The organism is Actinomadura rudentiformis, assembly GCF_008923185.1.
Taxonomy (GTDB): domain Bacteria; phylum Actinomycetota; class Actinomycetes; order Streptosporangiales; family Streptosporangiaceae; genus Spirillospora; species Spirillospora rudentiformis.
On record NZ_WBMT01000016.1, the window covers coordinates 140,719 to 159,508 of the forward strand.

Annotated in this window: 14 protein-coding genes; 7 read left to right on the forward strand and 7 right to left on the reverse strand. The window is 70.6% G+C overall.

Annotation, left to right across the window (positions count from 1 at the left end; all coding sequences use genetic code 11):
* Positions 1–4: 4 nt before the first annotated feature.
* The 4 genes from F8566_RS31070 to F8566_RS31085 all read right to left on the reverse strand — a co-directional run bounded on the left by F8566_RS31070 (position 5) and on the right by F8566_RS31085 (position 4,860).
* Positions 5–1,567: a DNA polymerase Y family protein gene (locus tag F8566_RS31070; protein ID WP_151565406.1), complete on the reverse strand. Its 1,563-nt coding sequence runs from the start codon at positions 1,565–1,567 to the stop codon at positions 5–7.
* Complete coding sequence (locus F8566_RS31075; RefSeq protein ID WP_225993678.1) at positions 1,564–2,331, reverse strand: hypothetical protein; 768 nt, start codon at positions 2,329–2,331, stop codon at positions 1,564–1,566. The genes F8566_RS31070 and F8566_RS31075 overlap by 4 nt, the downstream gene beginning before the upstream one ends.
* A 203-nt stretch (positions 2,332–2,534) precedes the next feature.
* Positions 2,535–3,092 carry a hypothetical protein gene (locus F8566_RS31080; protein WP_151565407.1) on the reverse strand — a complete coding sequence of 186 codons (558 nt, stop codon included), beginning with the start codon at positions 3,090–3,092 and terminating at the stop codon, positions 2,535–2,537.
* Between the two features lie 172 nt (positions 3,093–3,264).
* Positions 3,265–4,860 (reverse strand): MFS transporter, encoded by a 1,596-nt coding sequence (locus F8566_RS31085; RefSeq protein ID WP_151565408.1) that lies wholly within the window; start codon positions 4,858–4,860, stop codon positions 3,265–3,267.
* A 595-nt stretch (positions 4,861–5,455) separates the two neighbouring features.
* Here F8566_RS31085 and F8566_RS31090 point away from each other — a divergent pair.
* The 4 genes from F8566_RS31090 to F8566_RS31105 all read left to right on the forward strand — a co-directional run bounded on the left by F8566_RS31090 (position 5,456) and on the right by F8566_RS31105 (position 9,839).
* Positions 5,456–6,643, forward strand: coding sequence for an NAD(P)/FAD-dependent oxidoreductase (locus tag F8566_RS31090; RefSeq protein WP_151565409.1), 1,188 nt, complete (start codon positions 5,456–5,458; stop codon positions 6,641–6,643).
* A gap of 171 nt (positions 6,644–6,814) precedes the next feature.
* Positions 6,815–7,711: an RNA polymerase sigma-70 factor gene (locus tag F8566_RS31095; protein WP_151565410.1), complete on the forward strand. Its 897-nt coding sequence runs from the start codon at positions 6,815–6,817 to the stop codon at positions 7,709–7,711.
* Positions 7,712–7,748: 37 nt separating this feature from the next.
* A complete protein-coding gene (mtnA, locus tag F8566_RS31100; RefSeq protein ID WP_151565411.1) occupies positions 7,749–8,771 on the forward strand; it encodes an S-methyl-5-thioribose-1-phosphate isomerase in 1,023 nt (340 codons plus the stop codon).
* A gap of 78 nt (positions 8,772–8,849) precedes the next feature.
* Complete coding sequence (locus tag F8566_RS31105) at positions 8,850–9,839, forward strand: NAD-dependent epimerase/dehydratase family protein (RefSeq protein ID WP_151565412.1); 990 nt, start codon at positions 8,850–8,852, stop codon at positions 9,837–9,839.
* 20 nt (positions 9,840–9,859) lie between these two features.
* Here F8566_RS31105 and F8566_RS31110 read toward each other — a convergent pair whose 3' ends face one another.
* Positions 9,860–10,915, reverse strand: coding sequence for a glycosyltransferase family 2 protein (locus tag F8566_RS31110; RefSeq protein WP_151565413.1), 1,056 nt, complete (start codon positions 10,913–10,915; stop codon positions 9,860–9,862).
* Between the two features lie 260 nt (positions 10,916–11,175).
* Here F8566_RS31110 and recD2 point away from each other — a divergent pair, with 260 nt between their 5' ends.
* Positions 11,176–13,617 carry an SF1B family DNA helicase RecD2 gene (gene recD2 / locus F8566_RS31115; protein ID WP_151565414.1) on the forward strand — a complete coding sequence of 814 codons (2,442 nt, stop codon included), beginning with the start codon at positions 11,176–11,178 and terminating at the stop codon, positions 13,615–13,617.
* On the opposite strand, the gene F8566_RS31120 is transcribed toward recD2, so the two are convergent.
* Positions 13,605–14,162: a TetR/AcrR family transcriptional regulator gene (locus F8566_RS31120; protein WP_225993679.1), complete on the reverse strand. Its 558-nt coding sequence runs from the start codon at positions 14,160–14,162 to the stop codon at positions 13,605–13,607. The two genes, recD2 and F8566_RS31120, sit on opposite strands and share 13 nt — an antisense overlap.
* Before the next feature lie 42 nt (positions 14,163–14,204).
* Between F8566_RS31120 and F8566_RS31125 the strand changes: the two genes are divergently transcribed.
* Positions 14,205–15,587, forward strand: coding sequence for an MFS transporter (locus F8566_RS31125; protein WP_151565415.1), 1,383 nt, complete (start codon positions 14,205–14,207; stop codon positions 15,585–15,587).
* On the opposite strand, the gene F8566_RS31130 is transcribed toward F8566_RS31125, so the two are convergent.
* Positions 15,582–17,108, reverse strand: a complete 1,527-nt coding sequence (locus tag F8566_RS31130) for a peptide ABC transporter substrate-binding protein (RefSeq protein ID WP_192809946.1) — start codon at positions 17,106–17,108, stop codon at positions 15,582–15,584. The two genes, F8566_RS31125 and F8566_RS31130, sit on opposite strands and share 6 nt — an antisense overlap.
* A 217-nt stretch (positions 17,109–17,325) precedes the next feature.
* Between F8566_RS31130 and F8566_RS31135 the strand changes: the two genes are divergently transcribed.
* The gene (locus F8566_RS31135; RefSeq protein WP_151565417.1) at positions 17,326–18,777 is read left to right on the forward strand and encodes an LVIVD repeat-containing protein; all 1,452 of its coding nucleotides are present in this window, start codon (positions 17,326–17,328) and stop codon (positions 18,775–18,777) included.
* Positions 18,778–18,790: the final 13 nt, after the last annotated feature.

Here is an 18,790-nt window from a genome sequence, read left to right on the forward strand (position 1 = left end):
TCTGTCAGTCATAGGTCGCCTCCACCAGCCAGCGGCCACCCTCCACGGCCAGCAGGAACGCGCGGCCGTCGTCGGTCACGGCCTGGAAGCGCGCACGCCGCTGCGAACGGGCGGGGTCCCACCAGCGTTCGTCCACCGGCCACGGCCCGGTCCAGGAGGTCACGGCGACGGACGGCCGGCCGTCGAACGAGACGCGGGCGGGCGGCGCGGACAGCGTGCAGCGCGCCGAGACCATCACCGGAGCCCCCGACGCGTCCGTCACCTCTGCGGACAGGGACGCGGCCGGTACGGAGGCGGGCGCGGGCGCCGGGATCCGCCCGGGCCAGGGGCCGTCCGGGATGCCGCCGGGAACCAGGTCGCCGACCGGCACCTTCGTGACCTGCTCGCCGGGTCCGCGGCCCCCGGTCAGGACGGGACGGGTGATCCCGCGGTGGCCGAGCAGCGCCTGGACGCGGTCGGCGGCCCGCGCGATCCGGTCGGTCACCGAGCTCTGCCCCCAGAGCGCCTGCTGCCTGCCCTCGTCCGGAACGAGCTGGTCGGGGGTCAGTTCCAGCCACGCGACCCCGCCCCAGACCGCCTGCTCGTCCCCGGGGAGCTCGATGCCGTCGGCGTCGGTACCCGGCGTGGGCCGTTCCGACCGCCACGCCGAGAGCTGCCACCGGACCCGTTCGGCGATCGCTAGCGTGGACAGCAGCCCGTCGTGCCGCCACAGCCGTTCCAGCACGTGACCGTCCGCGAAGCCGACCTCCACGGCGAGCCGGACGCAGGTGAGACCGCCCGCGCCGAGCCCTTCGTGGAGCTCGCCGGCGAGGCGTTTGGCGGCGAAGACCACCTGGTCGGCCTGGGCTGCGGGCGGATCGAACTCGTCCCGTACCGACAGGTCGACGGCCGCGTGACCGGGCGCCAGCGGCCGTGGCTCCTCGCCCCGCGCGAGCCGCTGGGCCAGCGCGCCGTCCGCCCCGAACCGCCCCGCGACATGCCCGGACGGCAGCGCCGCGAACGCGCCCAGCGTCCGGATGCCCAGCCGCGCGAGGAGATCGGCGAGCTCCGGGCGGCCGAGGACCGAGAGCGGATAGGGGGCCAGGAAGCCCGCCGCCCCGCCCGGTGGAACGACCGTCCCGCCCTCCTCGGTACGGGCGGCGAGCTCGGCGGCGAACAGGCCGTCCGCGACGCCCGCGCCGCAGTCGAACCCGGCCTCCACGACCGCGTCCTGCACCATGAGCCGCAGCGACTCCTCACCGCCGTAGAAGCGCGCCGCGCCCCGGGCCGCGATGGCGCACATCCCGGGCCGGACGATCTCCACCTTGGGGGTCAGAGCGGCCACCGCGTCCACGACCGTCTCGAACAAGCGCCCCTCGGCATCGGTGTCGCGCTCGCGTACGACGAGGTCAGGGCAGCGTCGTTGCGCGTCCCGGACCCGCTGCCTGCGCCGTACGCCCGCCGCCCGCGCCGCCGCCGAGCACGCCGCGACCCGTCCCTGGACGACCACCGCCCCTGCCGTGGTCGCCTCGATCCCGACCGCCGTCACCGGCCAGTCCGGGCACCACACCACCAGCGTCCGGCTCATGCGACGTCCTCACCCGGCGTCTCCCGGACGACCTCCAGCACCGTCCGCGTCCCATCTGGCTGCCGTTCGACCGGGCGCAGGTCGCCGGCCACCGCGGGCTCGTACGACGCCACCTCGCCGTTCGGGCCGGGAAGCCATACCCACGTGTGTCGACCCGCGCCCGGAACCCCGCGCCCTTCCGCGACGATCCGCGCCCGCCGCCCGCGCAGCCGGCCGTGACCGTCGCCGAGACCGATCCATTCGGCCTGGTCGACCCTCAGGCGGATCGCGGTGCCCGGCCAGTCGTGCCCGGTGACGGTCAGCACGCGACCGTGCTTGCGCGCGAGCGCCGAGAGCCGTCGTACGGCGGCGGTGCCGGGACGTTCCGGTGGCCGGACCAGGACGAGATCGACCGCCTCGATCAGCGCGGCCACCACGTCCGGCCATCGCCCGTCAGGCTCGTCCACCAGGAGCAGCCGCCCGGGCTCCGCGCCCATGCCGACAGCGGCGGCGACACCGAACTCCGGCATCCCGACCACCGCGCACCACCCTCCCGTCCCGCTCTCGCCGCCGTGCTGGGAGACTCCTGCCACGAGCGCGAGCCCGAGGGAGGCCGATCCCGTCCCCGCCAGCCCCACGACCGAGCCGGGCCGGAGCCCCGGAACGACCGGGCGGAGCGCCGGCAGGACCGGCACGAGATCGAGCCGGGAGGCGGTTTCCAGCCCGAGGGTCTCGAGCGCCGTGGCGTTCGCCAGCGTGGCCCTGGCCCACGCCGCGTCCGCCACTGTTCCTCCTCACGACGTCGCCCCGACCCCTTACAATTTCGAACACAAGTTCGAACATGTCAAGTTGTTGCAGGTCACAGGCTGGACAAGAGAAGGCGGGTTGGCCCGTGATGAGTCGCCCGATCGGCCTGTGGCACAAGGGAAAACCGCGGATGATCATGCTTGCGGGCGACGCCGGCCTCAGTCCCCGCCCGGCGCTCCGGTCAGGGGTGGTCGCGGATGGGGGCGTCGGCGGGGAGGCCGAAGGCGCGACGGGCCCGCTCGGGGAGACGGTCGCGCTCGAACGGGCCGCCTGAGTCGATGAGGTCGAAGACCTTGCGTTCGCCGGCCTCGGTGAACATGCGGCTCACCGTGGGCTGGAATCCGGCTCCGTCCAAAGGTCTTTCGACCGATGTGACCGCGCCTGAACGAACCGTGACGCGCATGGGCGAAAGGAAGCCGGTCCCGGTCACGAGCGACGCGCCCGTCTTGGCGAACTCCCCGCAGGACGCGTAAACACCGGCCAGCAGGTCGGGGCCGCGCCGCTCGGTCTCGATCAGTTCGAGGTCGCACAACCAACGGCTCTTCAGCTCGGGCTGTGCGTCGAGCGCGCCGCCGAGGTCGGCCTTGGTCTCGAGGTGGGCCTGGATCAGCGGGACCAGGTCGGCGCGCAGCCGTCCGTCGACGAAGGGCGGCTCCGGGTCCGGCCACGCCACGATCCCGGCGGCGGCGCCGGCGACGGCGAGCGCCGCCCCGACGCCAAGCCAAGATCGTCCGTGCATGGCACAACCTTAGTGGGAGTCCCAGATTTCAGGAGGTTCGCTGTTTCTTCGGGGAGGAGGAGACCTTGCGCAAGGCGTTCGCCCAGGCCGACACCGAGACATTCCGATTGGTCTGCCCCGTTCGCCTCGCAGGAACGCTGGTTGAGCAGCGGACTTCGGAGCTGGATGACGGTCATCGGGCGGCGACGGTCTCGGTGTTGTCTGCCTTGTCCGACGCAGTTGCGGGGGCGGCCTTCTTGGGGCCGCGGAGGGCGATGTAGACGAGCAGCACGCCCATGACGGCGGCGCCTGCCCACATGGACTGCTGCCATCCGTCGACGTAGGACTGCTTTGCAGCGTGGATCAGGTCCGGCGCGTGCGAGCCTGCGCTGCCTGAGGCCTGGATGGCGTTGGCGATGCCTTCCCGTGCGGTGTCCGCGGCCCCCTGCGGGATGTCGTGCAGCTCGTCGTCGATGGCGTTGCGGTAGCCGGCCGTCAGGATTGCGCCGAGCATGGCGACGCCGAGTGCGGTGCCGAATTCGCGGGTGACGTCGTTGAGGGCGGAGGCGACGCCTTGTTTCTCGCGCGGCAGGGAGAGGGTGATGGCCTCGGTGGAGGGCACCATGGACAGGGCCATGCCGATGCCCATGACGATGATGCCGGGCAGGATCGACAGGTAGCCGCCGTCGACGGAGACCAACAGGGCCATGAGGGCCAGACCGGCGCCGGTCAGTGCGATTCCCAGGCTCATGGTCGCGCGGGGGCCGATCCGTGTGGCCAGTCTGGGGGTCAGGCCGGAGGTCATCATCATGGAGACGGCCATCGGCATCAGCGCCGCCGCCGACAACAGGCCCGACCAGCCGAGCACGGCCTGGAAGAAGGGGAACAGGACCACGAAGATGCCCGCCTGGACACCGAAGACCACCAGCAGTGTGATCGAGCCGCCGGCCAGGCCGCGCTCGCGGAACAGGCGTACGTCCAGCAGCGAGGCGTCCCGGCGGTGCAGTTCCCAGGAGACGAAACCGGCCGTGGCGATGAGACCGGCGGCGAGGCCGGCCAGTGTCGCCGGTGCGGTCCAGCCACGCTCGGGTCCTTCCTGCAGGGCGAAGGTGAGGGCGGCCACGGCGACGATGGATACCAGTGCGCCGACGGTGTCGAAGGCGTGGCGGGAGCGTTCGTGAGAGTTGGGCACCGAGGTCAGTGTCATGGCCAGAGCCGTGATGACCAGGGCCACGGGCAGGGCGAACAGCCAGCGCCAGTCGGCGACGTCGACGAGGAAGGCCGACAGGAACATGCCCAGGATGCCGCCGCCTCCGGCGACGCCGGTCCACACGCCGATCGCTTTCCCGCGTTGCTCCTCGGGGAAGGTGGAGGTGATGACGGCCAGGGTGATGGGCATGATCATTGCTGCGCCGACCCCGCTGGCCAGGCGTGCGGCGAGCATCACCTCGGCGGTGGGGGCCAGGCCCGCCACAATGCTTGCGACGCCGAAGACGGCCAGCCCGGCGATCAGCATGGGTTTGCGGCCCAGGCGGTCACCGATCGCGCCGAGTGGCAGCAGCAGTGCGGCCAGGGCGAGGGTGTAGATGTTGATGATCCACAGGATGGTGTTCTGCGAGGTGTCGAAGTCGACGGCCATGTGCGTCTGGGCGACAGTCAGCCCGGACACTGACGCGATGACGGCCATCAGCGCCATCGAGACGGCGATCAGGATCGCGCGCAGCTGACGCGCATCCGGCGTGCCCCCGTTCCCGTCCGTGGGTGCTACCTGTGGAGAGTTGGTACTCATGGATTCCTCTCAAGAAGGGCATGCAGAATCAGCGCGGAGCAGGACCGGTCGCCGAGTGAAAGGGGAGGTGGGGCCGATCTCCGCGTGCAGGCTCGGCGCGGTGAGCGAGGGCGGGCCCCGGACGTCAGGGGGTGCCGGCCATGCCGAAGGCGTGTCCGCCGCCGATCACCACCGCATCGGTGTTCCCGGTCATGGTGTCTCCTCCGTTTGCCAGGGGGTTCGAGCACAAGACACCGCACGACCGATCGCTGTGACAGACGTGTGGGACAGATCACTCCACCGGGCGTTGCCGCTAAAAGCTGTTAACAGAATCAGCGGACGAGGCATCCACAGCAGATGGAGGCAGAATCAAGGGCCTGGTGGATGTCGTCGCGGCTTTCCCAGCGGATGCGCAGGCGGCGGAACCAATGCAGCAGGCCGAGGGGGCGCGGATCGGCAGCACCGCATCGGCTACACCAGGTGCTCGACACTCTCCCAGGAACCGCGGTCACTGAGCTGAGCCACTGCCCTGTGGAGTGATCTGCCTCACACACCTGTCACAGCGACCCGTCGTGCGGTGTCTTGTGCTCGAACCCTGGCAAACGGAGGAGGCACCATGACCGGGCACACCGAGGTGGTGGTGATCGGCGGCGGATACGCAGGCGTCATGGCGGCCAATCGCCTGACCCAACGCGACGATGTGACCGTGAGATTGATCAATCCGCGCCCGGGCTTCGTCGAGCGGATCCGTCTGCACCAGCTGGTGGGCGGCTCCGACGACGCGGTGGTCGACTACCGAGAGGTCCTGGCCGAAGGCGTCCGGCTGGTGGTCGACACTGTCACGCGGATCAACGCGGCCGGGCGCAGCGTGACACTGGAGACCGGCGACCCCCTCGGATACGACTACCTGATCTACGCGGTGGGCAGTGGCAGCGCCGACCCGAGCGTGCCCGGAGTGGCCGAGTTCGCCTATCCGCTCGCCGGCCTAGAGGAGGCCCGGCGGCTGCGGGCTGCCGTCGACGGCGCACCCGCAACGGCCGCGGTGACGGTGGTCGGCGGCGGTCCGCTCGGCATCGAGACGGCCGCCGAACTGGCCGAGCTGGGCCGCGCCGTGACGCTGGTGTGCGGCGGGCGGCTCGGCCCGTACCTGCACCCACGAGGCCGGCGCTCGGTGGCCAAGGGATTGGCCAAGCTCGGTGTCACCGTGATCGAGGGCCCCGGCGCGACGGTGACCGCCGTGACACGCGATGCCGTTCAGCTCAGTGACGGCCGCGAGCTGCCGAGCACGATGACGATCTGGACCGCCGGGTTCGGCGTGCCGGACCTGGCCGGCCGCAGCGGGCTGAGCACCGACGCCGCCGGCCGCCTGCTCACCGACGAGACGTTGACCAGCGTGGACGACGACCGCATCGTCGCGACCGGGGATGCGGCGGCCCCTTCGGGCCTGCCGTTGCGGATGAGCTGCCAGGCCGCGCTGCCGCTGGGCTCGCACGCCGCCGACACGGTCCTCAGCCGGATGGCGGGTGAGCGACCCGCGGATTTCACCAGGGGGATCGCCGCCATGTGCGTCAGCCTGGGGCGCCGGGCCGGGGTCTTTCAGCTCGCCCACAGGAACGACACCGCAATGAGGCTTCACCTGCGCGGCCGGCTTGGCGCCATGATCAAGGAATCCGCTTGCAAGAGCCCTATCAAGCAGCTGGCGAACGAGGCGCGCAAGCCCGGTTCGCACACCTGGCCGGTCAAGGACGTCAAGCGCCGGCAGCTGGTGCAGGCCAAGCGCAGCGAGGCGCCGGCCATCCGCTGAACGGGCCAGCCTGCACCATCCATCGGCGGCCTTGTGAGCAGCCGAGCGTCGGTGGCTCGGTGTGTCACAGCCGCACACCGGGCGGTGTCCCACAAGAGAGAACCTGCCGTGGATGCACGCTTGAAGATCGTCGGCGACCCGGGGCCGGTCGCGAAGGAGAGAGATCGAGAGATGAGCGAGCACACCACTGACCCGGCGACCGAGGCTTTCGTCGCCCACCGCAACCTGCTGTTCACCGTGGCCTACGAGATGCTCGGATCGGCGGCCGACGCCGAGGACGTCCTTCAGGAAACCTGGCTGCGGTGGATCAAGGTCGACGCTGCGCAGGTGCGCGACGAGCGCGCCTACCTGGTCCGGATCACCACCCGCCAATCGCTCAACCGGCTGCGCACAATGAAGCGCCGCAAGGAGGCCTACGTCGGCCCCTGGCTGCCCGAGCCGCTGCTCACCACGCCGGATGTGGCCGAGAACGTCGAGCTCGCCGAGAGCGTGTCGATGGCGATGATGCTCGTCCTGGAGAGGCTCTCGCCGACCGAGCGGGCGGTGTTCGTGCTGCACGAGGTGTTCGACGTCGCCTACGACGAGATCGCCGAGGCGGTCGGCAAGAGCCCCGCGGCCGTCCGTCAGATCGCGCACCGCGCCCGCCGGCACGTCGACGCCCGCCGCCCTCGCACGGTGGTCTCCCCGAGCCAGACCCGGGCAGCGGTGGAGGCGTTCCAGCACGCCCTCGAAACACGAGACCCCCAAGGCCTGCTCGACGTGCTCGCCCCGCACGTCGTCCTGGTGAGCGACGGCGGCGGCATCAAGCAGGCTGCGCTACGGCCGGTCATCGGCGCCGACAAGGTGGCCCGCTTCTACCTCGGCGGGTCCAGCAAGACCGAAGGCACGATCACCTGTGACGCCACCGAGGTCAACGGCAACCCCGCACTCCTGGTCCGCCTGGACGGCGAGCTCGAGGGCGTTCTGGCGATCCGTGTCGAGGACACCTGCATCACCGGCCTCTACTTCGTCCGCAACCCGCAGAAGCTGACCCACCTCCAATCCGAGACCCCGCTCACCCTGCGATGAACACGGGTCCCGCTGCTGGGCTGCATATGCTGCGGCCATGGCGAACGACGTGCGCGCGGTGGAGTGGACAGGCGAGGGGTTGCGGCTCATCGACCAGACCCGGCTCCCCGGCCGGCTGGCGCACCTGGAGATCCGCGACGTCGAGGGGCTGGTCGATGCGATCCAGCGGCTGGCCGTACGGGGCGCGCCGGCGATCGGCGTGGCGGGCGCGTTCGGCGTGGCCATCGCCATGATGCAGGGCGCCCGGGAGGGCTGGGACCAGGCAGCCCTGGCGGCGGCGGTCGACCGGGTCCGGCATGCCCGGCCGACGGCGGTCAACCTCGCGGCGGGCGTGGACCGGATGATCCCGTTCATGGCCAAGGGCGTGGAGGCCGTGATCGCCGAGGCGCAGGCCCTGCTGGACGAGGACGTACGCGGCAACCGGGCCATCGGCGCGTTCGGCGCCGACTGGCTTCTGGAACGAGCCGGCGACCGGGCCCTCCGCGTGATCACCCACTGCAACGCCGGAGCGCTCGCCACCGCAGGCTGGGGGACCGCGTTCGGCATCGTTCGCGAGCTGCATGTTCGCCACCGGCTCGACGTGGTCTACGCCGACGAGACCAGACCGCTTCTCCAGGGCGCTCGCCTCACCGCCTGGGAGCTCAGTCGGCTCGACATCCCCCACTTCGTCCAGGCGGACGGGGCCGCTGCGAGCACCATCCTGCGCGGTCTGGTCGACGTCGCGATCATCGGCGCCGACCGGATCGCCGCCAACGGCGACACCGCCAACAAGGTCGGCTCGGTCGGGCTGGCGCTGGCCTGCGCCGACGCGGGCATTCCCTTCGTGGTCGCGGCGCCCTGGAGCACGATCGACCTCGCGACGCCCTCCGGTGCCGACATTCCCATCGAAGAGCGCGCGGCGGACGAGATCCTCAGCTGGGGCGATGTCCAGACCGCCCCCGCGGGCTCGCGCGCGTTCAACCCCGCCTTCGACGTCACGCCCGCCCGTTTGGTGAGTGCGCTCGTGACCGAAACCGGTGTGATGGAGATCTCCACAGGGGAGACACCAGGTCAGCGCTGACCGTCGCGGCACCCTGTTCCCGGGTGGCGTGTGGACCGTCAGACTGCGGGCAGATCCCGGCCGACGCGAGGAGAAGCCATGGGACTGACGGTCGCGGTGACCGGGCCGACCGGTGAGATCGGCACGGCGGCGGTACGCGCGCTCGAAGACGACGATCGTGTCGAACGGATCGTCGGGATGGCGCGCAGGCCGTTCGACCCGGCCAGCCGAGGATGGAAGAAGACCGCCTACCACCAGGGCGACATCCAGGACCGCTCGGCCGTGGACGCCCTGGTGGCCGAGGCCGACGTGGTCGTGCACCTCGCGTTCATCATCCTGGGCTCCCACAAGGAGAGCGAACGGGTGAACCTGGCTGGCACCCGCAATGTCTTTGAGGCCACGCAGGCGGCCGAGCGACCGTCGCGCCTCGTCTACACGTCGTCCGTCGCCGCGTACGGCTACCACGCCGACAATCCGGTGCCGCTGACCGAGGACGTCCCGCCGCGAGGTTCGGACGCGCACTACTACTCCGCGCAGAAGGCCGCGTGCGAGAAGCTCCTCGCCGAGACGACCGAGGGCCTGGACGTCTACGTCCTGCGCCCCTGCATCGTCGCGGGTCCCGAGGCGACCGTTCTCCTCCGCAACCTGCCCTGGGAACAGGCCGCGCCCTACGTTCCCGACCCACTCCGGCGCCTCCTCGGTGCCGTGCCGGGCCTGCGCCCGGTGCTGCCCGATCCCGGCGTGCGCTTCCAGCTCGTTCACCATGACGATGTGGCGGCCGCGCTGGCCGCCGCCGTCGCGGGAGACGGCCCGCCGGGCGCGTACAACCTGGCCGCCGACGGCGAGCTCACCATCGGCGACCTGGCCCGCGCCATAGGCGCCTACTCGATCCCCGTCCCGTCCGACGTGGTCACCGTGACCGCCGGACTGGTCGACCTCCTCCCGCTCATGCCCTCCCAGGCCGAATGGATCCATGCGGCCCGGCACCCGATGATCATGGACACCGCCAAGGCCCGCCGCGACCTCGGCTGGTCCCCGCGCCACACCGCCCACCAGACCCTCAAGGCCATGGCCCAAGCCCGGCGCTGACCAAGGCGTCGGCCGCGGCGTCAGCTTGCCCGCCCTTTCTCGTAGACGGTGAGGGTCTTGGCGAGGCCCAGGGGAACGAGGACCAGCTCGACCAGGAGGCCCTTCCAGGCGTAGTACGTGTTGACCGCCCTGGTCGGATAGGCGAACGGGACGTTGGCCAGCACGCGCAAGACGGACAGATGCCGGCGGCGCGCCGCGTACACCAGCGGCGGGGTGAAGAGCAGCAGCTCAGCGCCGAGCCACCAGGCCAGGGTCTCGGTGACCGGGAGCCGCCAGACGAGGGTGAGGATCACCGGGGTCGTCCACCAGATCGGGGCGAGGAGGATCTCCAGCACGGCGAGGACGACCCATACGGCGAGCATGGGTTTGCGCCTCGCCATCGGGCGGAGATGCAGCCGCACGTTCTGGAAGAAGCCCGCCATCCAGCGCCAGACCTGCTTGCGGAGGTAGGTGAGGGTCTCAGGGTCGGCCGCCCAGGCCACCGCGCCGGAGACGTAGACCGCCCTGCGGCCGCCGATCTGCCAGGACCAGGTGACGTCCATGTCCTCGACGATCGTCCGTTCCGGGAAGCCGCCGAACGCGACGAGGGCCTCGCGGCGGAACGCCGAGCAGCAGCCGGAGCAGACCATCGGGCTGGCGGCCCCGGCTTGGATGGGCCGATGGAAATGGAAACCGAAGAGGTACTCGATCGAGCGGCCGCGTTCCCAGATCGTCCGGGTGAAACGTGTCTGGACGTTGCCCGCCGCAATCACCACGTTGGGATCGTCGAACGCGGGCTTCAGGCGTTCGATGTAGTCAGGTGCCAGAACCGTATCGGCGTCGACGGCCAACACTAAGTCCGTCCGGCAGTGGGGGAGCGCGTGGTTTTGCGCGCGTGCTTTGCTGCCGAGGTTGCGCTCGGGACGCAGCACGGTGACACCGTAGGACCTGGCGACGTCGCCCGTGTGATCGGACGAGCCGTCGTCCACGACGATGATCTCCTCGGCGGGGACTGTCTGCCTGATCAGGGACTCCAGCGTCGCGGGCAGCCCCTCCTCCTCGTTGTGCGCGGGAACGATGACGGTCACGGTGGTCATCGCCGCCCCCTGAGGCGCAGGAGCGCGCGGCCGCCATTGGTGACGAGCCAGACCGCGCCGTAAACGAGAGTGCTCAGCCCGAGCCCGGGCATTGCGCCGTGCATTTCGTGCCCCTTTCTTCGTGCGGACTCGGCAATGGTGGGCCCGGTCCCGATGCGAATTCCAGACCCCGGCGGATCTGTGGATAACTCGATGGCGGAGTTATCCACAGAATTCGGTTCGCCTGGTTGCTTCTGGATGGACCCGGCATCATGTGATCCATGACCGACTCCCCGAGACCGGCGGTGCTGGAGGCGGTTCTCGAACGCGTGACCTACGCGAACGAGGAGACCGGCTACACCGTCGCGCGCGTCGCCACCGAGAAGACGGGGCACGACCTGCTGACCGTCGTCGGCGCGCTGCTCGGCGCCCAGGTGGGGGAGAGCCTGAGGCTCACGGGCCGCTGGCGATCCCATCCCAAGTACGGGCGGCAGTTCGAGGTCGAGTCCTACACCACCGTCCTGCCCGCCACCGTGCAGGGGATCCGGCGCTACCTCGGATCGGGGATGATCAAAGGCATCGGGCCCGTGATGGCCGACCGGATGGTGGAGCACTTCGGCCTGGACATCCTGCGGATCATCGAGGAGGAGCCGGAACGCCTGATCGAGGTGCGCGGCCTCGGCCGCAAGCGCACCCAGCGGATCGCCGACGCCTGGGAAGAGCAGAAGGCCATCAAGGAGGTCATGGTCTTCCTCCAGGGCATCGGCGTATCGACCTCCCTCGCCGTGCGCATCTACAAGCAATACGGCGACGCCTCCATCGCCACGGTGCGCCGCGAGCCCTACAGGCTGGCCGAAGACGTCTGGGGCATCGGATTCAAGACGGCCGACACCATCGCGCAGGCGGTCGGCATCCCGCACGACAGCCCCGAACGCATCAAGGCCGGCCTGCAATACACCCTGTCCGAAGCGGCCGACGCCGGGCACTGCTTCCTGCCCGAGCCCAACCTCATCACCGACGCCGAGAAGATCCTCGCCGTCCCCCGCGAGCTGATCACCCCCGCCCTCGACATCCTGGTGTCAGAAGACCGAGTCATCCGCGAGCGCGTCTCCGTACCGACCTCCGACCGAGCCGGCTCCGCTCTGCCCGAAGGCGACCTCCCCCTTACGGCGCCAGAGGACCGCGTCGGCTCATCCAGCCCTGGGGAAGCCACGCCCATACCGACCGCCAACAGCTACGCGACGCAGGGCTCCGTCGCGCCTGTGCCGAGTCAGACATTTGCAGAAGGCGGCCCGGCTGCCAGTGCGACTGGGCGGTTGGACTCTGCGGGGGGCGTGGCCGGGGGAGGGCCGTCTGCGGAGGGCGGGGAGGTGATGGTTCCAGCGGTTTATCTCTTGCCGTTCTATCGGGCTGAACGGTCGTTGGCCCAGGGAGTGCGGGAGCTCTTGGACGCACGGGACGATCGGCTTGGGGCGTTCAAGGACGTCGACTGGGAAAAGGCGTTCGGCTGGCTCAAGCAGCGGACGGGGAACGAGTTGGCGGTCGAGCAGGAGGCGGCGGTTAGGCTCGCGCTGACCTCCAAGGTGGCCGTGCTCACCGGTGGGCCGGGCTGCGGCAAGAGCTTCACCGTGCGCTCTGTCGTCGAGCTCGCCGCGGCCAAGAAGGCGAAGATCGTGCTGGTGGCGCCCACGGGGAGAGCCGCCAAGCGGCTGGCCGAGCTCACCGGGCATGAGGCGGCGACCATTCATCGGCTGCTGCAGCTTCAGCCCGGCGGGGACGCCAAATACGACCGGGACAAGCCGCTCGACGCCGATCTGGTCGTGGTGGACGAGAGTTCGATGGTCGATCTGATCCTGGCCAACAAGCTGGTGAAGGCGATCCCGCGCGGTGCCCACCTGCTGTTGGTGGGGGACGTCGACCAGCTTCCGTCGGTCGGGGCCGGGGAGGTTCTCGCCGACCTGCTCGGTTCGCAGGTCGTTCCGCGGGTGCGGCTCACGAAGATCTTCCGGCAGGCCCAGGAGTCGGGGATCGTGGTGAACGCCCACCGGGTCAACCGGGGTGAGCATCCGCGGGGCTTCGAGGACTTCTTCCTCTTTCCGTGTGAGGACGCCGAGGAGACCGCGGAGCTCACCGTTGACGTGGTCGTCAATCGCATTCCGCGCAAGTTCGGGCTTGATCCGCGGCGCGACGTTCAGGTGCTCACGCCGATGCACCGCGGTCCGGCGGGGGCGGCGTCTCTCAACGGGTCTCTCCAGGAGGCGTTGACGCCTGGCGGATCCGAGAAGCGGTACGGCGGGCGGGTGTTCCGTGTCGGCGACAAGGTCACGCAGCTGCGCAACAACTACGACAAGGGCGAGGCGGGTGTCTTCAACGGCACGGTGGGCGTGGTCACGGCCTTGTCACTCGAGGAGCAGACGCTGACGGTGCGGACGGATGAGGACGAGGACGTCGAGTACGGCTTCGACGAGCTCGATGAGCTGGCCCACGCGTACGCCATCACGATCCATCGGTCGCAGGGCAGCGAATACCCGGCCGTGGTGGTCCCGTTGACGACGAGCGCGTGGATGATGTTGCGTCGCAACCTGCTCTACACCGGCATCACCCGGGCCAAGAGGCTCGTCGTCCTGGTCGGTTCGCGGCGTGCTCTGGCCGCCGCGGTGCGTACGGGAGGCGTCCGCCGCCGTTTCACCGCCTTGACCCATTGGCTGGGTCATCCGGCGTAGCGTTCGATGGCCGCGATGAAGATCTCCTCGGCCATGTCGAAGACGGCGTTCACGTCGTCCTGGTCACCGGTGAAGCGTCCGCTCGCCTCGGAGGCGGCCAGACCCATGCCGACCGTGTCGAGCAGTCGCTGCAGTGGGGCGATCTTGTCTTCGGGAACGCCCGCGTCGCGCAGGATGTGCTGCACCGAATTGCGCGGGCGCCGGGCCTCGGGCGTGACGGTCGGCCGCTGGAACAGCAGCAGGAAGACGTCGGGATGCCGGCGGGCCACCTCCCGGATCGCGGTGCCGAAGACGCGCAGGCGCTCCTGCCAGGGGAGCGCCGGGTCGTCCAGCGGGATCTCGCTGACGATGCGCTCCACCAGACCGTCGAGCAGCCCCTGCTTGTCGCCGACATAGCGGTAGAGCGCCATCGGCGTCACGCCGAGCTGGTCGGCGACCGCGCGCATGCTGACGGCGCCGAGGCCGCGTTCCTCCGCGAGGGCCAGGGTGGCGTCCAGCACCTCGTCGCGCGTGAGGCCCCGGGTGCCGCGTCCACGTGTCTTCACCGGCCCTAGTCTAGCCGTTAATATACGCTGTATATTAAGGCGATGGAACGGCGTACACGCACACTCGCGGTGGCCACGACGGCCGGGTTTCTGCTGGTGCTCGACCTCATCGGCGTCACCCTCGCGCTTCCCGACATGCGGCGGGATCTGGACGCCGGGCTCGCCGAGGCGCAGTGGGCGATCGACGGATACGCGCTCCCGCTGGCGGCCCTCCTGCTGCTCTCCGGGGCGCTCTCCGACCGGCTCGGCAGGCGGCGGCTCTTCCTCAGCGGTCTGGGCGTCTTCACGCTCGCCTCCGGGGCTTGCGCGTTGGCGCAGTCCGCCCTCGCGCTCGATCTGCTGCGAGCCGTTCAAGGGTGTGGCGCCGCCCTGCTCTACGGCAGCGCGGCACCGCTGATCGCCGCGGCCTTTCCAGCGGGACGTGCACGCAACCGTGCGCTCGGGGTCTTCGCGGCGGGGTCGGGCGGCGCGATGGCCTCCGGCCCGGTGATCGGCGGGGCGCTCACCGCGCTGTTCGGCTGGCGCTCGATCTTCGCCTTGACGGCCGTCGTGGGCGCGGTCGCCTTCGGAGTCGCGCTCGGGACCCTGCGGGAGTCGTACGAGAGGCTGCCGCGGCCGCTCGACGTGCGGGGGACCGGTTACCTGACGGCCGGGCTCGTCCTGCTGATGTGGGCGCTGATCGAGGGGCACCGAGCCGGCTGGGGGTCGCCGCTCGTCGTCGGCGCGCTGCTGGCCGCGGCGCTCGCGCTCGGGAGGCTCCTGCTCCGGCGGGTGGCCGATCCGATGATCGATCTGTCGCTGCTGCGCGACCGGCTGTACGCGGCGAACGCGACCGGGGCGTTCGTCCTCCACGTGACCGGGGCCGGGTCGCTCGCCTACTTCTCGATGTACGTGCAGGGCCCGATGAACGCGGAGCCCGCCGTGGCGGGCCTGTGGTTCCTGTCGTACAGCCTTCCCGCCCTCGCCACCCCGCTGCTGCTCGCCAGGCGCGCGCACCTGATACCGCCCGCCGTCCTGGTGGCCGCCGGGCCGTTGCTCATCACCGTGTCCAGCCTCCTGGTCGCGGTCACGTATCAGAGCCACAACTGGCCCGCGCTCACCCCGGGCTTCGTCCTCGGCGGCATCGGCGGTGGCATCGGCAATCTCGTCGCCGGCCAGGTCGCGCTCGCCGCCGCGCCCGCCGAACGGGCGGGCATCGCCTCGGGCATCACCAACACGGCCAAGCAGGTCGGCGTCGCCGTGGGCGTGGCGGTGCTGGGGATCCCCTACGGCTCCGGTGGCCTGGGGGCCGTCATGTTCGTCGCCGCGGGGATCGCCGCGCTCGGCTCGATCCCGGCACTTGCGCTGTGCGTCGGGCGCAGGGAGAGATACGCGGCGAGCGCAGTGGGAACGCCCGCCAAGCGATCTGGCAACCCCTCGTCATGAGTCTTTGATCGTCAGGCGGTCCAGGCGCACGCCGGTGAAGGCGTCGGCGGTGACGCCCTGCAGCCGTTCCGACCAGACCAGGTGATCATGGTTGGTCCACAGTGGCATCGCAGGCATGTCGCGCAGGAGGGCCGTCTCCGCCAACCGTGCCGGTGTCACGGCGTCCTCCGGCGTCGCCGCCCGTTCGGCGTCGCCGATCAGATCGAGGGTGTAGTCGTCGCCGTAGCCCGTGCGCGCGTCCAGCAGAGGGGTCAGCGCCGCGATCGGCGCGGGGTAGGCGGGTGCGGCCTTCAGGACGAACGGCCCGTCCACCGTGCGGTCCGCGAGCGCCTTCTGCAGATCTTCCGTGGGCTTGGGCTGGACGTCGAGTTTCAGCGTCTTCCGCAGCTGCTCCGCCACGGCCTTCAGCCAGGCGTCGTCGCCCGCGCCCGCCTCGTACCAGATCGGCACCGGCCCGGTGAGGCCGCCCGCGTCAGCAAGAGTGGCGGCGGAGGCGGCAGGGTCGTGGACGCACGGACGGCACTGGCCCTCGTCACGGCGGCCTGGCAGCACTCCCGGCGGGACCAAGGCGTTGGCGGGGCTCGTCTGGTAGCCGAGCGGGCCTTCCGAGACCGCGTTCCGGTCGATCGCCATGGACATGGCCTGCCGGATCGACGGATTGGTGAAGCGCTTCTCCCATTGGGGGAACGCCAGGTACGTCATGGCCCGGCCAGGGACGATGAGGTGCCGGCGGCGGAAGTCGGCCTCCATCGACTCGTGCCGGTTCGGCGGCACCGCCGTGGCCAGGTCGAGGTCGCCGGCCTGCACCGCCTTGTACTGCGCCGCCGCGTCGGGCATCGCCTTGACGACGATCGTGCGGGCGCCGTCCCGGTCGAGGACGGTCTCGCGCTGGTCGTGGGCGCGTACGCGGTACGGGCCGTTGCCGATCGGACGCTTCCCGTACGAGGCCCAGTCACGCGAACGCAGCACGCCGTCCGGCATCGGCAGGAACGCGGGGTCGCCCAGCAGCGCGGGGAACCCGTTCATCGGCCGGTCGAGGGTGACCTTGAACGTGAGGTCGTCGACCACCGTGAGACCGTCGACCCGTTCCTGCTTCACCTTGGCGCCCTTGACGTGCGCCACCTCGGTGAAGAGCCGCGCCCCCGACCATCCCTCGCGCAGCACCGCGCTCCACGCCCCGGTGAACGAGCGGGCGCTGACCGGCGAGCCGTCATGGAACCGGCCCGGCTTGAGCTTGACGGTCCAGACCTTGCGGTCGTCGCTCGTGATGGCCTCGGCGGCGGCGTTGGCGGGGACGCCGGTGCGGGGGTCGTACGCCACCAGCCCGGTCCAGACGGCCCCGGCGATCATGCGTCCCGTCCCGTCCCGGATGTCGCCGGGCACGAGGGTGGAGGCCGGAGCGGCGCCGACCGAGACGCGCGGGTCGGCCGGGTCGCTCATCGCCTTCATGGCGACGAACGGGCTCACGAGCATCACCACGGCCCCGGAGAGGAGTGCGGCGGTACGGGTGGCGCTCTTCACGTCGGTGAGGGTACGGCACCGCCGCCGCCGAAGGCCACACGGCACAAACCGGCCAGATGCCGGATCGTGACCGCGCGAGATTCCGTCCCACCTGGGGCGGGCCTCCGTCATGTGCTCACAGCCATGAGGTGTTTCCTTGTGACACTTAGCCCCTTGATCACCAGGACGCTTACGTCCAGACTTGCCTCGGCGACATCCGCGCAACCTGGAGGCACGAATGTTCCCCCGACCACGAACGAGGCGCGTCTTCACCGGCGGCGTCGCCGGCGCGGCGGCCACCGTGCTGCTGGCCGCCGGGGCGGCGTGGGCCTGCCCGCCCGACCCCGGAGCCACGCAGACCAAGACGGCCGGCGCGGCGCAGGCGGCGGCGGGCGAGGGACGCGACCTCAACTCCCACGCGGGCCACGGACCCGGTGAGGTGGGCAAGACCTCCACCCAGGTCTCCGACGCGATCAAGGGCGTCGAACGGGTGGGGAACGTGCCGGACGCCAAGGAGGGCACCTCCCTGGTCTTCATGGACTACGGCAAGGGCCGGCACAAGCGCACCATCATGTTCGTCAGCGGCCGGTTCGGGCTGAAGGCCTATGACGTCTCCGCCGACCCGCGCAGCCCGAAGTTCGTCGGCTCGTTCGACCTGCCCGGCTTCTGGCAGGGCGAGGACACCGAGGCCGACCACAAGCGGAAGATCATCTACCTCTCGCGTGACCCGCGCGCGTTCGGCGGCACCACCAACACCGGCGAGTCCGGGGTCTACGTCATCGACGTGTCCAAGCCGGAGAGCCTGAAGCAGATCGCCTACCAGGTGCTCCCGGCGGGCCACACGACGTCCTGCGTCAACGACTGCCAGTACCTCTGGACCGGCGGCCCCGCCAAGGCCGACTGGCAGCCGGCGGACTGGGGCGGCCGCCCCGTCTGGGTGACCGACGTGCGCAACCCGCGCAAGCCGAAGGTCTTCAAGGACCCGATCGACACCGGCCGCAACGACGGCAAGACCGACTACACCCACGACATCCAGGTCGACTCCTCGGGCATCGCGTGGGCGTCCGGCCGCGGTGGCGTGCGCGGCTACCACACCTACGGGTGGCGGTACGACCCGGTGCTGAAGAAGGTCCGCAAGGCCGTGCCGTGGAACCCGGTGCCGTACGCGGGCGGCGGCCTCGACGAGGCGACGGTCAACTCCTCGTTCATGCACAACAGCTTCCGGCCGGTCGGCCGCACCGCCGACCAGGGCCCCGACCCGCGCAAGTGGGGCCGCGGCCAGACGATCGTCATCACCGAGGAGACCTTCAACGACGGCTGTGCCAACGACGGCCTCCTGGTCATCGCCTCCCTCAAGGGCTCGTACGGCGGTCAGGGCTGGCGTTCGACGCCGGAGAACAAGTTCCGCCTGAGGACGCTCGGCACGTGGGGAGTCGCGGGCAAGGAGGGCAGCCGTCCCGACACCGATGACTGCTCGGCGCACTACTTCGACGTCAAGAACGGCATCCTCGCCCAGGCGTTCTACACCCAGGGCACGCGGTTCCTCGACGTGCGCGACCCCACCAACATCAAGCAGATCGCCTACTACCGGCCGGACGACGCCCGCACATGGGCGGCGTACTACCACGGCAAGTACATCTACGTGGTCGACCACGCCCGCGGCATCGACGTCCTGAAGGCCGGCTTCTGACCGTTCCACCATG

Excerpts from the sequence above, each read along its gene's own strand:
- F8566_RS31070 (WP_151565406.1), bottom strand. The coding sequence starts at position 1,567 with ATGAGCCGGACGCTGGTGGTGTGGTGCCCGGACTGGCCGGTGACGGCG.
- F8566_RS31080 (WP_151565407.1), bottom strand. The coding sequence starts at position 3,092 with ATGCACGGACGATCTTGGCTTGGCGTCGGGGCGGCGCTCGCCGTCGCC.
- F8566_RS31085 (WP_151565408.1), bottom strand. The coding sequence starts at position 4,860 with ATGAGTACCAACTCTCCACAGGTAGCACCCACGGACGGGAACGGGGGC.
- F8566_RS31090 (WP_151565409.1), top strand. The coding sequence starts at position 5,456 with ATGACCGGGCACACCGAGGTGGTGGTGATCGGCGGCGGATACGCAGGC.
- F8566_RS31095 (WP_151565410.1), top strand. The coding sequence starts at position 6,815 with ATGAGCGAGCACACCACTGACCCGGCGACCGAGGCTTTCGTCGCCCAC.
- mtnA (WP_151565411.1), top strand. The coding sequence starts at position 7,749 with ATGGCGAACGACGTGCGCGCGGTGGAGTGGACAGGCGAGGGGTTGCGG.
- F8566_RS31105 (WP_151565412.1), top strand. The coding sequence starts at position 8,850 with ATGGGACTGACGGTCGCGGTGACCGGGCCGACCGGTGAGATCGGCACG.
- F8566_RS31110 (WP_151565413.1), bottom strand. The coding sequence starts at position 10,915 with ATGACCACCGTGACCGTCATCGTTCCCGCGCACAACGAGGAGGAGGGG.
- recD2 (WP_151565414.1), top strand. The coding sequence starts at position 11,176 with ATGACCGACTCCCCGAGACCGGCGGTGCTGGAGGCGGTTCTCGAACGC.
- F8566_RS31125 (WP_151565415.1), top strand. The coding sequence starts at position 14,205 with ATGGAACGGCGTACACGCACACTCGCGGTGGCCACGACGGCCGGGTTT.
- F8566_RS31135 (WP_151565417.1), top strand. The coding sequence starts at position 17,326 with ATGTTCCCCCGACCACGAACGAGGCGCGTCTTCACCGGCGGCGTCGCC.